This window comes from Megasphaera vaginalis (ex Bordigoni et al. 2020), assembly GCF_900240295.1.
GTDB classification, from domain to species: Bacteria; Bacillota; Negativicutes; order Veillonellales; family Megasphaeraceae; genus Megasphaera; species Megasphaera vaginalis.
Genome location: NZ_OEQB01000010.1, coordinates 22,609 through 38,020 on the forward strand (window position 1 = coordinate 22,609; position 15,412 = coordinate 38,020).

Sequence of the window (15,412 nt, forward strand, 5' to 3'; positions counted from 1 at the left end):
TGACATGGAGAATGCATGGATTGAAATGGTAATTATCGGCGCTTATATTGGCGTGTTGTTTCTCATCAGCTGGTACGTCAAACAACGAGCGGCCGGTTCAACGGAAAATTATGTGTTGGCAGGACGTCGTTTGACGACGCCGCTGATCACGGTTTCCATCGTCGGCCTTGCTGTCGGCGGCGCTTCGACGATCGGCGTTGCCGAACAGGCTTATAAAGTAGGCCTTTCCGCCGGCTGGTATACGGCGGCATGGGGGATCGGCGCGATCGTTACGGGGCTTACGGTAGCGAAAAAATATCGCAATATGCACATGACGACGATTCCTGAGATAATGGAACGTTACTATGATCGGAAAAGCATGATTGCCGGTATTGTCTGCCAGATCTTGGTGCAGCTGGTCGTCATGAGTCTCCAGTATGTAGCGGGCGGCGCCATTTTAGCGGCCTTAATGCCGCAAATCTTTACGCCTGTAACGGGCATGTTGACAAGCGCCGTCGTTTTTATCGGGATCACCTTGATCGGCGGTATGTGGTCCGCCAGTCAATCGAATTTGCTTAATGTCACGCTTCAGTATATGGGGATTACGGTTGCCGCGTTCCTGATCCTTTCGCTCGCCGGTGGGATTGAAACGGTGCAGCTGAATCTGCCGTCGGCAACGGCGTTCGATTTTGTCGGCGGCGTAGGCGTCATGACAATCGTTACGTGGATCGTTGTCCTGGTTACTGTCAATCTTTCCTTGCAGGCGATCATTCAGATTTCGCTTGGCGCCAAAGATGTGCGGACGGCACGCAGAGGGTTCGTTATCGGCGGCCTGGTAATGCTCCCTGTCGGTTTTGTCAGCGCCTTTCTCGGCGTTGTTGCCGCCGAACTGTATCCGCATATTTCAGCGATGACGGCATTGCCGAAGCTGATCATGGAACTGAATCCGTGGATTGCCGGCGTTACCTTGGCGTCCCTTTGGGCCGCCGATGTCAGCACGGCGTGCAACCTGCTGCTTTCTGCCGCTACCTTGTATTCTCATGATATTCATAAACGGTTTATCAATCCTTCCATGACGGATGGGCAGTATATGCGCGTGACACGGGCTTCCGTTCTGCTCCTCGGGCTCTTGACGCTAGGCTTTGCGCTGACGATCAGCGGCATTATTTCGACCTTGATGGCAGGACTCAGCCTGATGGCGTCTTTCAGCGTAATTGTGCTGATGACGATGTACGCGCCGAAATATTGTTCGCGGCACGCGGCTTTTTATACGATTGTCACCTCCGTTGTCGTTCTGGCAGCCTGGATGGCATTTCCTGCCGTACGGATTCTGCCGCATGTCATTTATGCAGAATGGCTTGCCTGCGGCAGCGTCTTTATCGGTATCAGTGCATGCAGCCAGCGAGCCATCAAAGGAGATGCGCCGGAGCTGGACGTTGAGGCTGTGGAAATGACGCCGGCACAACATTAACGCATCAGTTGTCTTTTTCGGGACTCCCATTGCCAACGGCGGTGGGAGTCCGCTTTCTGCAATGACGGATATAGGCCTTTTGGGACAAATATGATACAATAATAGTCATCAATTTACGTCAGGAGGGTAACGGATGAGCTGGGAAATAGAAAAGACACTGCAAAACGTATTGGCAAGCGAAAGCGGTTATTATCGCTATCCCTTCGGCTCGCGCCATACGATGGCGATCTGCTACCCGAACACGTATCACGTGGCGATGAGCAATTTAGGCATGCAGATCATTTATCGCCAAGTTAATGAACGCAGTGACTGGCAGTGTGAACGGGCCTTTCTTCCGGATGCCGAGCTGGAAAAGCTGTACAGCAAAGTGCATACGCCGCTGTTGACGTTGGAAAATCAGCGGCCCCTTTGCGACTTTGAAATCGTCGGCTTTTCCGTCAGTTTCGAAATGGATTATTTTCATGTGCCGGAAATTTTGGAACGCGGCAGGATAACGGTGTTGGCCAAAGAACGCGGAGACGCGGAGCCTCTCGTCGTTATGGGCGGACCTGTCGCTTTTTTTAATCCCGAACCGCTGACCCCCTTTGTCGATGTTTGCATCGTCGGGGAAGGAGAAGGGGCGATTCATTCGTTGCTTACGGCCTATCAAGACGGCCGTGCAGCGGGGCTCAGTCGGCAGGAACTGTTGTTGTCCATTGCCCGGATACCGGGAATGTATGTGCCGTCTTTATATGAACACGTGTATGACGGCGCTGGAAACTTGACAGAAATTAAACGGCGCAGAAACGCGCCGTCCAAAGTGGAAAGGCAATGGCAGGAGCTGACGGAACCGGGGGAAACGGTGGTGACGACACCGCATACGGAATTCGGGTCCATGTATCTCGTCGAGATAGCCCGCGGCTGCGGCAGGCATTGCCGGTTCTGTATGGCAGGGTATTGTTATCGGAAACCGCGCGTGCGGTCGTTGCAGTATGTTAAGGAAGCCGTCCTGCGGGGTAAGAAAAGGGGGAAGAAGATCGGACTTATGGGAGCCGCCATTTCCGATTATCCCGACATCGATGAACTGGTGCGGTTTATCCGCAGTGAAGGCTTGGCATTTTCCTGTGCGTCCCTGCGCGCTGATTCGATTACGCCGACGCTTGTCAGGGGACTGGCCGAAAGCGGTCAAAAGACGATTACACTGGCACCGGAAGCGGGCAGCGTTCGCATGCGGCAAGTTATCAACAAGGGAATAACGGAAGAACACCTCATGACGTCCATCGATTTGGCGACTGCCGCCGGTATTCGTCACGTCCGGTTGTATATCATGATCGGACTGCCGCTGGAAGCGGATGAAGATATTCTGGGAATCGTCGAAATGACACGGCACGTGCAGCTGCATATGGCGTCTATCGGCAACCGCGGCAAGATTACGCTGAGCATTAATCCTTTCATACCGAAGCCCTGTACGCCTTTCCAATGGATGGTCATGACTGATAAAAAAGTTGTGGAAAGACGACTGACGTATATCAAACAGGCATTTAAAAAGGACAGGCAGATTGAGATTCTTGATGAACCGTTGCGGCAGTGCTATATTCAAGGCGTCTTGTCGCGCGGTGATCGTCGTGTCGGCGAGCTCCTGGTATTGGCGCATCGGTACGGCGGCGTTAAGGGCTGGAAGCGGGCGGCGAAAGAGCTTCATTTCGATGCGGACGCCTTTGTCTGTAAAGCGCGGCGTCCCGGCGAGATTCTGCCGTGGTCCGTTCTCGATATGGGACTTGCCGACAACTATTTGGAACAGGAACTGACCCGCTCGGCGCAAGGCGTTTATACGCGGCCCTGCTTTGCCGGCTGCCGGCGGTGTCATGTTTGCGGAGCGGCGCATGAGCATTGAATGGATTGAAAGAGACGGACTTGCTTGGGAACGGAGCGGACTGCTTGCTGCAGCCGGCCTTTGCCACGGTGTCATGAGCCGCAAAGGCGGCGTCAGCAAAGCTCCCTATGACAGCCTTAACCTCTCTTTTGACGTCGGCGACAGTCCGCTGGCTGTCTTGGAAAATCGCCGCCGCTTCTGTCGGTGTATCGGCTGCGATCTGAGACGGTTGACAACGGTACGGCAGGCGCATGGTGATCATGTCGTCTCTGTCGGCCGGTCTGAGATCGGCAACGGCGCCGGCGGCTATGCCGCCGGGTTGGTTCACGCCGATGCGCTGATCACCGCACTTCGGGACGTGCCGCTTTTAGTGACGGCTGCCGATTGCCTGCCCGTCATCCTGTATGATCCGATACGGCGCGTTACGGCTGCCATTCATATCGGCTGGCAGGGAACGGTCGGCAAGTTGGCGCTGAAGACGCTGTTGGCGATGGAACTTGCTTACGGATCGTCGCCGCAGGATATGTTGGCCTATATCGGGCCTTTTGCCGGCGCCGCACATTTCGCGGTGAGTCGCACGATTGCGGCTGCCGTCGCCGCGTTGGGAACGGCATACGGACAGACCGTCGTCAAAGAGGGTGGACAGTACTTTCTTGACTTGCAGCGAGCCAATTACTTGCTCCTGTTGGAGGGAGGCGTACAGGCGGCTTGCATAGAAGTTTCAGCGAGCAGTACCTATGAAGCGGCGGAACGGTTTTATTCGTATCGCCGTGACTGTGGCAGGACCGGCAGATTCGGAATCTTTTCCGTGTTAAAAAGCGCGAAACAGGACTTTTTTTGAAAAATTACTAGCATTTATATAGGTAAATATATATAATGAATACGTATAGGTAATTAAACTCCATGACGGGGGGATTTTGGTTGATCAGTGAAAATATACGAACGATAAGGGAGAGAATCGAAGCGGCCGCCGCCAGGTCCGGCAGGACAGATCCCATTACCTTGGTTGCCGTGACGAAGAACCATCCTGTTGATGCCGTACGGGAGGCGGCCGCTGCCGGGATTACCGATGTCGGTGAAAATCGGGTTCAGGAAGCGCAGGAAAAGATGGCAGCCTTTCCCGACAGCGGTCTCCGGTGGCATTTGATCGGTCATTTGCAGACGAACAAGGTAAAGCACGCCGTCGGCGTTTTTGCGCTTATTCATTCTGTTGATTCCCGGCATTTGCTGGAAGCTGTTGAACGGGAGGCGGCGAAACGAAACGTCATACAGCCGATTCTGCTGCAAGTCAATGTAGCGCGTGAAGAGAGTAAATTCGGCATGACTGTCGAAGACTTTCCGTCTTTTTGCGAGTATGCCGCCAAGTTAGCTCACGTTCGGGTCGAAGGATTGATGTGTATTGCTCCTGAGTTCGAAAACGTAGAAGAGGTGCGCCCCATCTTTCGCATTGCTCATGCCCTGTATGAAGAGATGAAATCAACCTTTCCTGATGGTCAAGTCCGCTACGTATCTATGGGCATGACACATGATTTTGAAATAGCAATCGAAGAAGGTGCCAATATAGTGCGTGTCGGAACGGCTATATTCGGACCGCGTAATTATTGAGGAGGATTTAGCCATGGGAGTAAAGAATTTGTGGAATAAGCTGGTAGGCAACATCGGCGGGTTTGAGGAAGACGACGAATTTGAAACGGACGAACAGGAATTTGCCGAAGCTGAAGAGGAACAGGCCGCACTGCGGCATAATGTCGCGCCGCCGCGCCGCCCGGCATTGGGCGCTGCGCAGCCTGAGCGACCGATGAAGATGATGATCGTTGAACCGGAAACGTTTGATGATTCACAGAGCATTGCCGATTATCTCCGTGACCGCAAGCCGGTTGTCATCAATTTTGAATCGACCGATGCCGATGTATCCAAGCGTGTCGTTGATTTTATCAGCGGCGCCACGTATGCTTTGGACGGCAACATTCAAAAAGTGGGAAAAGATATTTTCCTTTGCGTTCCCAGCAATGTGACCGTTGATCGCAATAAGCGGGATTATGCGGATTTTACCCAGCTTGCCTGGAAGAATACGGCTCCTTCCGACAATCTCAACGAACACTGAGGAGTGCGGTGTGAAAAACAGAGAACAGATTATCCGCTATTATCAGGGCGGCGATAACGGTGAATTGGCGGCGCGGCTGATTGATTTGGCCGATAACGCGGCGAAAGGCCGTCCGTATGCGGTGAGCGGATTTGTTTCTCCGGGCGCCGTGCAGATTGGCGAGACGATCGAGTCCCATGCCGCTTCGTTGAGGCTGCAGACGAGCGGCGGGTATGAAGGCGCCGAACGCGTCAGACTTGCTTTTGTCCGTCGTGATTACGACGGCCCCGTCGATTTTTCCATTACCGCCTGTCGTGTGACCTGGGATGCCCGTTACCGGCTTCTCGGTCATCGCGACGTGTTGGGGGCGCTCATGGGATTGGGCGTCGACAGAAATCGCTTCGGTGATATCCTCATGCGGGAAGACGGCGCCGTTATCCTGGCGGAAACATCGTTGTTGCCGTATTTGCAACAATCTTTTACAAAGATTGCCATGGTTTCCGTTGCCGTGGAAGAAATGGCCCTGACGGAAATTGCGCCGCAGGCGGAGAAAATAAAAGAAATAAAGACGACTGTCGCGTCGCTCCGTCTTGATGCCGTGGCCTCATCCGGTTTTGGACTTTCCCGGACCAAAGCGGCGGAAGCGATCAAAGGGGAACGCGTTCAGGTCAATTGGCAACCCGTCAAGAGTCCGTCCCGCGATGTAAAGGTCGGCGATATGATTTCGCTGCGCGGCAAGGGGCGGATGGAAATCGCGGCCATTACCGGTACGTCGCGTAAAGGCCGCATCGGCGTGTTGTTGAAACGATACCTGTAATCGTGTATAATAAAGCGATATACCGGTTTTGAAAGGAGTTTTCTATATGCTGACACCAATGGATATACACAATAAAGAGTTCAAAAAGGGGATGCGCGGTTATAATACGGAAGACGTTGATTCTTTTTTGGACGGATTGGCCGCGGATTATGAAAAAGTATATCGTGAATACAGTGAATTAAAAGATCGTTGCGAAAAAATACAGGATAAACTGGCACAGTACGAAAAAATCGAAGCGACGATGAACAGTACCCTGATGTTGGCGCAGGAAACAGCTGAAAATGTCAAGGTTTCCGCTCGCAAAGAAGCGGATCTGATCATTCAGGAAGCGGAAAACCAGAAGAAGCAAATGCTCAGTGAAACTTCGCTGAACATGTCGACGGCACAGCAGGATATGGATAAGCTGAAAGCGCAGACTAATGCGTTTCGCGCCAAGTGCCGCGCTCTTCTTACGAGCCAACTCCGCCTGCTTGACGATATGGCTTTGGATGAGGCGAACGATGCCGGTGCGGCGGAACCTGTGGAGCTTGCAGAAAATAAGCAAGAGTGATCGGGAAAGTAAATAATGAGGTGGAAGATATGCTCTCTTTCGGGATATGATACTGTTGTCGCCGTCAGAGAGTATATTTAATTTGCTGGAGGACATGATGAAACGTACCTTAGGACTATTGCTTATGCTGACGGCAGCCGTGACTTTTTCCGCCGGCGCTTACAATCTTTATGCGCCAAATCCCTTTGACACGATGGATCGAAGCAGTTGGGAATTTGTTTATTTGGAAGCTTTGACGGAAAAAGGCCTGACTGGCGTCGACAAGAGCCGGTTTTCACCGGACTATTCGCTGACTCGTTACGAGATGGCGCAGATGGTGGAGACGGCCTGGCGGAATCGGCAGCTGGCGGCGACGGCCGATCAGGAAAAAATAACGAAACTGCGGCAGGCATTCCGTCGCGAATTGCCGGAACGTGCAGATGACGATGATACCGGGAAAGATGCTAAAACGTATGATTGGCGTTCAGGAGAGATACGATGACCGATCAATATCCAGATATCAGGCTGGTGGCGATTGATTTAGACGATACGCTGCTCTGTGACGATCACACCGTTTCCGCGCGGACACTGCGCGTGCTTGAAGCGGTCCGAGCCAAAGGGATTCATGTCGTTATTGCGACAGGTCGCATGTATGCGACTGCCGCTCCCTATGCCAGATTACTCCGGTTGGGAAACGTGCCGCTGATGCTTTTTTCGGGGTCCCTGATCCAGCGCGCTGAATCGAAAGAGATTCTGTATCAAAAGGCGATTCCCAGAGACGCGGCACGGCGGCTCCTGCAGTTGGCGAAGAAAAGAAATTGGACGATGCAGTCGTATATTCATGACGTTCTGCGTGTTGCGGCATATACGGACGCGGTGCGGGATTACGAACGGTCGACGGGAGCGGCGGCAGTAGTTTGCGGCGATGATTTTTACGAACCTGTCGGGGATCCGGACAAGCTTCTTTCCTTTGGCACGCCGGAAGAATTAGCGGCAGAAACGGAGGAAATTAAAGCGACGATGGGAAACAGCTTCAACTTGATGCGTTCCAAGCCAACTTATTTGGAAATCGTTTCCCCCGGCGTCTCTAAAGGGGACGGCTTGCAAAAACTTTGCCGTCTCTACAACATCCCGTTAGCCGGCACCATGGCTTTCGGGAATTCGCAGAACGATTTGGCAATGCTCCGTGCCGCCGGTTTTTCCGTTGCCGTCGCCAATGGCGATGATAATGTGCGGGCTGCGGCAATGTACGTTACGGTTTCCAATAATGAAGACGGCGTGGCGGCGGCGTTGGAAAGATTTATTCTTTAAGGGGGAGATGGAATGGATACGTTTCATTTAATTATCGTGACGGGCATGTCCGGCGCCGGCAAAAGCCAGGCTGTGCAGGCGCTGGAAGATATGGGATATTTTTGTATCGACAACATACCGCCCGTATTGATTCCTAAATTTGCCGAGCTTTGCATTAAAGGCGGTGAACGGGTTCGGCACGTCGCGTTGATTGCCGATATTCGTGGCGGCGAATTTTTTGATGCCATGACCCAGTCTTTGCATGAATTGGAGGAACAGTGTGTTTCCTATGAAATCCTTTTCATGGAGGCGTCGGACCGGACGCTGATCAACCGCTATAAAGAGACGCGGCGCATGCATCCGCTGGCGCCGCACGGACGTATCAGTCAAGGCATTGCGGCGGAACGGGCGCGCCTTGCCGACTTGCGCCGTCATGCAAACTTCGTCATCGACACGACCGATATGAAGCCCAAAAAGCTGAAAGATATATTGATCAAAAAGTATGCTCTCAATACGACCAAGAAAAGTCTTGCCGTTACCGTCGTTTCTTTCGGGTTTAAACATGGAATGCCTCTCGATGCCGATATCGTCGAAGATGTCCGCTTTCTGCCGAATCCGTTTTATGTCGAAGAATATCGGCACAAATCGGGACGCGTGCCGGCTGTACGGAATTATGTCGAAAGCTTCCCCGTTACGGAGACGTATAAAGAAAAGTGGTTCGGCATGATCGATTTTCTTTTGCCGAATTACGAAAGAGAAGGCAAGAGCCAGCTCGTCATTGCCGTCGGATGTACAGGCGGCATGCATCGTAGCGTCTGCATTGCCGAAGCCCTGTATAAGCATTTGAAGGAGTGCGGCGTCGACGTCAATATTGAGCATCGCGATCTGAATAAGAACGAAGTTGAAGAAGATGCGCCGGGGTATGAAGGAGAATAACGGAGGAAAACGGAATGCGATTGTTTAAATGGCTCCATCCGGGACTGCATGTAAAACGGTGGCTTTTTCTTTTCGGTCTCGGCATGATGGCAACGAGTTTCGGTTTGGTGCTGACCTTTAATTACCAATGGCTCGGCGCCGTTGAGGAATGGACTTTCCGCATGTTGTATGAGGCGACGGGTCATTACAATTATACGGTGCTGGCAAGTCTCGGCGTCGCGATCATCCTTTGCGGCATGGCGATCATGGCCTGGTCGACGCGTCGCCTGATCCGGACGATGATCGGTGTCGTCTTGCCGACGGAATCCGGCAATCTCAGTGAATTGATTCTTTCCAATATGAAACTGACGAAGGGACCGAAGGTCGTCGTTATCGGCGGCGGCACCGGTCTTTCCGTCATGCTCAGAGGCCTGAAAAACAAGACGTACAATCTGACTGCCGTCGTTACAGTCGCCGACGACGGCGGTTCATCAGGCAGGATTCGCGAAGAATTGGATATCATTGCGCCCGGTGATCTGCGTAACTGCTTGGTCGCGATGGCTGATAAAGAAGGGCTCATGGAGAAATTATTCGCCCATCGTTTCGGCGGATCGGGAGAATTGACGGGACACAGTTTCGGGAATCTTTTCATTGCCGCCTTGATTGAAGTTCTCGGCGATGTGGAAGGCGCTATGAATGCGACCAGCAAGGTACTCAAGGTGCGCGGTAAAGTAGTGCCGTCTTCAATGGACAATATTCTGTTGACGGCAGAAATGACAGACGGGACGGTCGTGCAGGGCGAGTCGCAAATTCCGGCGGCGCGTAATAAAATCAAACGGGTTTTTATCACGCCGGAACGACCTCGTGCCGTTCAGTCGGCAGTTGACGCCATTCGCGATGCCGAGGCTATTGTCCTGGGACCGGGAAGCTTGTACACCAGTATTATGCCGAACCTTCTGGTTCCGGATATTGCCGCTGCCGTGCGCGAAAGCAAGGCGAAAAAAATTTATATTTGCAATGTCATGACACAGCCGGGAGAAACGGACGGATACAGCGTTTCCGATCATGTCAGGGCGATCAACAAGCATGCCGGCGCCGAGATTATCGATTTCGTTCTGGCGAATGACGGTGATATCGATACGGCAATACTGCAAAAATATGCGGCCTTGGGAGCGCAGCCTGTGCGGATAGACAGGAAGGAAGCGGGAGAAAGTGGTGCCGTCATCATTCGCGCTGATCTGGTCGACAAGGAGAAGGGCGTTATTCACGATACGAAACGGTTGGCTGATGTGTTGTTTGATCTGATCAATGCTGTACGTACCGATTTGTCGCCGGAAATTCTGCACTATTATTTAAAGCGCTACGCCATAAAACGATAGTAAGGGGGCGTAATGATGTCTTTTGCAGAAGATGTGAAAAATGAAATTGCCCATTATGCGGCGGAAGATGCTGAATGCCGCAAGGCGGAAATGGCGGCGTTGTTCTGCATGGGCGGCTCTTTGCTGTCGGGAAAGGACGGTCATGTCGGCATCGAATTCAGCACGGCGAATAATGCCGTGGCGAGAAAGGCCTTGTCCATGTGGAGAGAGTCTTTTTCCTTGCGTCCCGAAGTGCGTGTACGCCAGGGGCTGAAATTGCGGAAAAAAAATTATTACATCGTCCGCGTTCACCCATCCGCTGAAGGAACGGCAGCGTTGCGGGCACTCTCCCTTTATCCGCAACTGACGTCATTTGCAACGCTGAATCTCAAAAAGAGCGGCTGTAGTCGTGCTTTTTTGCGCGGTGCGTTTATGGGCGGCGGTTCCGTCAATCAGCCGAAAGTTGATTACCATTTGGAACTGATGACGAAGCATCTCTCGTTTGCCGAACGCCTTTTAAAGATCATGAAGCGGTTTCATTTACCGGCAAAGATGACGGACAGAAAGGGAGAGTATTTAGTATATATCAAAGAAGGAGACGGCGTTTCCGATTTTCTTCACTATATCGGCGCCAATCAGGCGTATTTGAAATTCGAGAGTGTGCGCGTTATGAAAAATATGCGAAATAATATCAATCGCGTCGTCAATTGCGAGACTGCGAACTTGCAGAAAGTGGTAAATGCTGCCGTTCAGCAGCGCGATGATATTCGCAGGATACAGGCGTCCGGCCGCTTCGGAGATTTGCCGTCGCGTTTGCAGGAGACGGCAGAGTTACGGCTGAGAAATCCGGAGGCCTCTCTCGGTGATTTGGCAGTCCTTTCGGGGGTGACAAAATCCGGGTTGGCTCACCGGTTTAAAAAATTATCGGAAATTGCGAAACATTTGGAAGGATAAGAAATGATACATGCATATGCACGTTGTAAACATCTGATTTGTGTGTTGGCCATGTTGTCGGGAGTGACGCTGGCATCTGCATTCGAACCGGGCCTGAACACGCCGGAAGTCATGCAGAAAATCGTTACGGCTGCAATGACGCCGCTGGCTGTTTCCGTTCCCGCCGATAAGGGCACCTTGCTTTTTTCCGACAGCCCGGAATATGCGGAGCAGAGCGGTATCCTATACGGCGATGAGGTTTCCGGCTCAGTTCGCGTCTATTTCTATCACGTTAATGAAAGCAGCGGAGTTAAAAAAATCGTCGTTGTCGGAGAAAACCGCGGCGATCATGATGTTCGCGCTGTCGTCACTAAATATCAATATTCCAAACCCAGCGCATCGTATTATCATGTCGGCAAAGATCTTTCAACTGCTTACTATGAAGGAACCAGCGGTGTCCGTGCCGTTATGGTGCCGGCGCATGGCGCGGCGGTATTGGGCGACCGTCTCGATAACGTGCGGATCTGGTCGGGTCAACTCTTTTCCGGCATTGTCGATTTGGAACTGGAGTCGCCGCTAGTCATTTCAACGGTGATGCTTCCGGCTGACGCTGACACACTGTCTTACCTGAAGCGGGCTGTCGTTCTGCCCAGTGACGCGGCGAAACTTCGCGGTACCTTTACCGGAAAAGATCGGGCGCTGCATCTGCTCGCCCCGTACAGGCCGAAGGAGGGAATCGGCTATATAAAAATTGGCGATGGCGCAGAAGATGCGTTTCTTCAGGGAACCGACGTACTTGACCGGCGGCGCTCCGAAAATACGGGGAACTACGGTGTCGATTATACGATTCAGGCCGCGACGAAAGGAAGCGGTCTCATTCATCTCTATTTTAATACGCAAGGCGGCGAATATTCCGGCGTTGTCGAAGTGCGCCGCCGCGATAAAGCGGGCAGGGAACTGACGAAAATCGTTGAATTGCCGCGCCAGGGGGACAGCATGGGCTATGACAATGCCTATGCTATGGAATATGTCGACTCGTTTTCGGCGGGTACGGAAACAACGCTGCATATTATGCCGCCCGGTGCAGCTAATTTGCCGGTCAGATTTATTTTTGTGCCTGATGGCACGGTGCGGCAGATCATTAAGGATGTAAAAGAAGAAGAGGCGCAGGGCCAAGGGCAGGAAACTACGCAGCCACCGAAAACGTCGGAGGATAAAAAGAATGCGGCGGCGTCAGACTGGCAGACGATCAATTTACGAGAACGCCTCGGCCTGTAAGTCACTGCAGCCGGTTTATCCCTAGGCGCCGGAATCGGCGGTTTGTGCGCGGCGTAGAAAAGGGCGAGTTGATGACTGAAAAACATCCCTTCATTTTTTGAAAATGAAGGGATGTTTTTTATGGTTCATTATTGATCATCAGCTGACGGCGCCGTACCAAACCATTTTTGATAGAGTTTGGCATATGTCCCGTCTTTTTTCAGTTCTTGCAGGGCCTTATTGACTTTGTCCCGTAACTCCGGTTTATCTTTGCTGACAGCCATGGCGACACCGCGACCTTTAATCGGTTCACCGACGATCTTCAATTTGGCGCTGCCCCCTTGATTCAAGTAATACATGGCGACGGCGCTGTCAATGGATACGGCGTCACAGGTTCCGGCTTCAAGCTCCATCCAGCCCTGGCTGTTGGTGTCGAACTGCTTCAATGTGGCGCCGTGCTCGGCGGCATGATCGCCTGCCTTTGAGGCCACTTGTGCACCGACGGTCTTGCCGGCAAGGGAATCGAAGCCGGTAATATCCGTATTGTCATTACGTACGACGACGCTGTAGCCGCCGTGGAAGTAAACATCTGTAAAGTCGACTTGCTTCTTCCGTTCGTCAGTAGCATCCATGCCGGCGGCGATTAAATCGATCTGGCCGCTGCGCAGCGCCGGAATCAAGGCGTCGAAACCGAGATTTTTGACTTCCATCTTGTAGCCGATTTTGTCGCAAATAGCTTGCGTCAGATCAATATCAAAGCCGACATCTTTTTCATTTTCCGTAAATTCAAAGGGCGGGAATGTCGGTTCCGTACCGACGATGATCGTCTTGGTGTCCTTAGCGGCATCTGTTGATTTATTCGTGTCGGAAGTGCCGCAGCCGGCGAGAAGTGTGACGGCTGCCAGGGAAGCAACTAACATGGAAACGTATTTCTTTTTCATTGATAAATCCTCCTTAATCTAATTCAGCTAATGTTTTGATGATCTGCACATGAGGCCACGACGCGAAGGCTTCGGCGCAGGTAACGCCTGTCAGTACGGCGGTAAAGTCTACTTGACCGTTTTTTGCCGTTTCGGCGTCAATGAGACTGTCTCCGATATAGAGAATCTCCTTATTCCGCAATGAATAGCGTTCTTTAATCTGATTCAAGCCTTGCGGAGATGGCTTGGCCTCGCTTACATCTTCCATACCGATGACGCAATCAATCAGGTTGGTGATATTGTCTTTCTGGAGCGTTTGATTGATACGCGCACGCGTTTTGGTAGAGACGATACCGATCAATACCTGCTTCTGCTTCAGGCGTCGCAAGCAGGGGATCGTTTCGGCGTATAAGCGAGTATTTGCTGTCATGTACTTATCGGAATAGCGGCGACGATAAAACTCGATGAGTTCATGAATCCTGCTGCTGTTCGTTTCGCCCGTCAGAATGGCCGTTGAATCGTACATCGTTTTGCCGATTGTGGCGCGAATACGGTCTTTGCTCACCGGCGGATACCCTTCGTCGGCAAGCAGCATTTCGAAACACATGACGATGCCTTTTTCGGAATCGGCAAGGGTGTAGTCAAAGTCGAATACGTAAGCTTTATACATTTACGGGTTCTGCGGTTCTTTGCCGAACCATTTCATGTAAATCTTGGCATATGTTCCGTCGGCTTTCAAATCGGCAATCGCTTTGTTCACCTTTTCCAGCAGTTCGGGATGGTCTTTGCTGATTGCCAACCCCATACCCTCGGCCATGATCGGTTCGCCGACGATCTTCAGGTCATTGCTGCCGCCTTGTTTCAAATAATAAAGGGCGACAGAGTTATTGATGACGACGGCGTCACAAGTACCGCCGGCCAGTTCCATCCAGCCTTGGCTGTTGGAGTCGAACTGTTTTACAGTGGCTCCCTTTTCCTGTGCATAATCAACCCCCTTGGTGCCGACTTGGGAGCCTACGGTACGGCCTGACAGATCATTGAAACCGTGAATATCCGTATTGTCTTTGCGAACGACTACGACATAACCGCCTTGGAAATACGGCGCCGTGAAAGAAACCTGTTTTTCCCGTTCCGGTGTGACATCCATACCGGAAGCGATCATATCGATCTGCCCGCTGCGCAGAGCCGGAATCAGGGCATCAAAGCCCATGCTTTTTACTTCCGCCTTCATGCCGATTTTCTCGGCAATGGCTTGAGAAAAATCAATATCGAAGCCCACATATTTGTCGTTTTCCGTAAATTCAAAAGGCGGGAATGTCGGCTCCAACCCGACGATAAGCGTGTTTTTTTCTTTATCTGCTGTTTTCTGATTATCTGAAGAACCGCAGCCCGATAAAGCTGTAACGGCGGCAAGCGATAACGCTGCTAAAGCCAATACTTTTTTGTTCATCATGCATCTCCTTTTTTTTAGGATAAATAACTTGTAAACTTTTTATAATTATACATACTTTTTTTTGTAAATACAAGAGGAAATTGCGATAATATGGAGAAAATTTATACTGTGTACACATGGAAATAAAAAAGGATAATTATAAATCATAATATAAAAGAACGGTTGTTGTAGATTTGTCAAAGATATGTCGTACATTAAGGTGAAAAAGAACGCGGGACCCAGTATGTAAGGCTGGATGGGCCGCTGAGTGCGATACCGTAGCGGTGCGGTTGTGCTCCAAAGTGCGTGTCATCCGGGACCATTGGTGAAGGCCGTTTCGATATCGATATGCATTGCCCTTAAAAAGGGGCTGTGATACGCTTGACAAGGAGGAAGAAGTCTGATAGAATGAACAAGCTGTTGATGGCGCGAGCGCGCACAGCAGCAAAAAAGATCTTGACAGACTAGGAATAGTTTGGTAAGATAAACGAGTCGCCAAACGGCGGCGTGGCCTTTGAAAACTGAACAATGCAACGAATGAAACGCCAGAGTGCAGGTCTCAAGAAATTGAGACAT

The 15,412-nt window shown here is 51.6% G+C and carries 16 protein-coding genes; 13 read left to right on the forward strand and 3 right to left on the reverse strand.

Annotated features, from left to right (window positions below; all coding sequences use genetic code 11):
• Positions 1-4 precede the first annotated feature (4 nt).
• From C0977_RS10320 to C0977_RS10380, 13 genes are all read left to right on the forward strand, one after another.
• A complete protein-coding gene (locus tag C0977_RS10320) occupies positions 5-1,450 on the forward strand; it encodes a sodium:solute symporter family protein (protein ID WP_101913336.1) in 1,446 nt (481 codons plus the stop codon).
• Between the two features lie 133 nt (positions 1,451-1,583).
• Positions 1,584-3,323: a radical SAM protein gene (locus C0977_RS10325; RefSeq protein WP_101913337.1), complete on the forward strand. Its 1,740-nt coding sequence runs from the start codon at positions 1,584-1,586 to the stop codon at positions 3,321-3,323.
• Positions 3,313-4,143 (forward strand): peptidoglycan editing factor PgeF, encoded by an 831-nt coding sequence (gene pgeF, locus C0977_RS10330; protein ID WP_101913338.1) that lies wholly within the window; start codon positions 3,313-3,315, stop codon positions 4,141-4,143. The genes C0977_RS10325 and pgeF overlap by 11 nt, the downstream gene beginning before the upstream one ends.
• An 80-nt stretch (positions 4,144-4,223) precedes the next feature.
• Entirely contained in the window at positions 4,224-4,907 is a 684-nt protein-coding gene (locus C0977_RS10335) for a YggS family pyridoxal phosphate-dependent enzyme (protein WP_101913347.1), read from the forward strand.
• A 13-nt stretch (positions 4,908-4,920) separates the two neighbouring features.
• Positions 4,921-5,406, forward strand: coding sequence for a cell division protein SepF (locus tag C0977_RS10340; protein ID WP_101913339.1), 486 nt, complete (start codon positions 4,921-4,923; stop codon positions 5,404-5,406).
• 10 nt (positions 5,407-5,416) lie between these two features.
• Positions 5,417-6,202, forward strand: a complete 786-nt coding sequence (locus C0977_RS10345; protein ID WP_101913340.1) for an RNA-binding protein — start codon at positions 5,417-5,419, stop codon at positions 6,200-6,202.
• Positions 6,203-6,248: 46 nt separating this feature from the next.
• Positions 6,249-6,752, forward strand: coding sequence for a DivIVA domain-containing protein (locus tag C0977_RS10350; RefSeq protein ID WP_023053740.1), 504 nt, complete (start codon positions 6,249-6,251; stop codon positions 6,750-6,752).
• A 94-nt stretch (positions 6,753-6,846) separates the two neighbouring features.
• Positions 6,847-7,233 carry a hypothetical protein gene (locus tag C0977_RS10355; protein ID WP_145995093.1) on the forward strand — a complete coding sequence of 129 codons (387 nt, stop codon included), beginning with the start codon at positions 6,847-6,849 and terminating at the stop codon, positions 7,231-7,233.
• Complete coding sequence (locus C0977_RS10360) at positions 7,230-8,042, forward strand: Cof-type HAD-IIB family hydrolase (protein WP_101913342.1); 813 nt, start codon at positions 7,230-7,232, stop codon at positions 8,040-8,042. Before C0977_RS10355 ends, C0977_RS10360 begins: the two co-directional genes overlap by 4 nt.
• Before the next feature lie 12 nt (positions 8,043-8,054).
• Entirely contained in the window at positions 8,055-8,957 is a 903-nt protein-coding gene (gene rapZ, locus C0977_RS10365; protein ID WP_023053735.1) for an RNase adapter RapZ, read from the forward strand.
• Between the two features lie 14 nt (positions 8,958-8,971).
• Positions 8,972-10,315, forward strand: a complete 1,344-nt coding sequence (locus C0977_RS10370) for a gluconeogenesis factor YvcK family protein (RefSeq protein WP_023053723.1) — start codon at positions 8,972-8,974, stop codon at positions 10,313-10,315.
• Positions 10,316-10,330: 15 nt separating this feature from the next.
• Positions 10,331-11,248 carry a DNA-binding protein WhiA gene (gene whiA, locus C0977_RS10375; RefSeq protein WP_101913343.1) on the forward strand — a complete coding sequence of 306 codons (918 nt, stop codon included), beginning with the start codon at positions 10,331-10,333 and terminating at the stop codon, positions 11,246-11,248.
• Between the two features lie 3 nt (positions 11,249-11,251).
• A complete protein-coding gene (locus tag C0977_RS10380; RefSeq protein WP_101913344.1) occupies positions 11,252-12,505 on the forward strand; it encodes a hypothetical protein in 1,254 nt (417 codons plus the stop codon).
• Positions 12,506-12,633: 128 nt separating this feature from the next.
• Here C0977_RS10380 and C0977_RS10385 read toward each other — a convergent pair whose 3' ends face one another.
• Genes C0977_RS10385 through C0977_RS10395 form a run of 3 tightly spaced genes read right to left on the reverse strand, consistent with a single transcriptional unit; the run spans position 12,634 to position 14,854 of the window.
• Entirely contained in the window at positions 12,634-13,425 is a 792-nt protein-coding gene (locus C0977_RS10385; RefSeq protein ID WP_101913345.1) for a basic amino acid ABC transporter substrate-binding protein, read from the reverse strand.
• Positions 13,426-13,438: 13 nt separating this feature from the next.
• Positions 13,439-14,074, reverse strand: coding sequence for an HAD family hydrolase (locus tag C0977_RS10390; RefSeq protein ID WP_101913346.1), 636 nt, complete (start codon positions 14,072-14,074; stop codon positions 13,439-13,441).
• Positions 14,075-14,854 carry a basic amino acid ABC transporter substrate-binding protein gene (locus C0977_RS10395; RefSeq protein ID WP_023053734.1) on the reverse strand — a complete coding sequence of 260 codons (780 nt, stop codon included), beginning with the start codon at positions 14,852-14,854 and terminating at the stop codon, positions 14,075-14,077.
• Positions 14,855-15,412 lie beyond the last annotated feature (558 nt).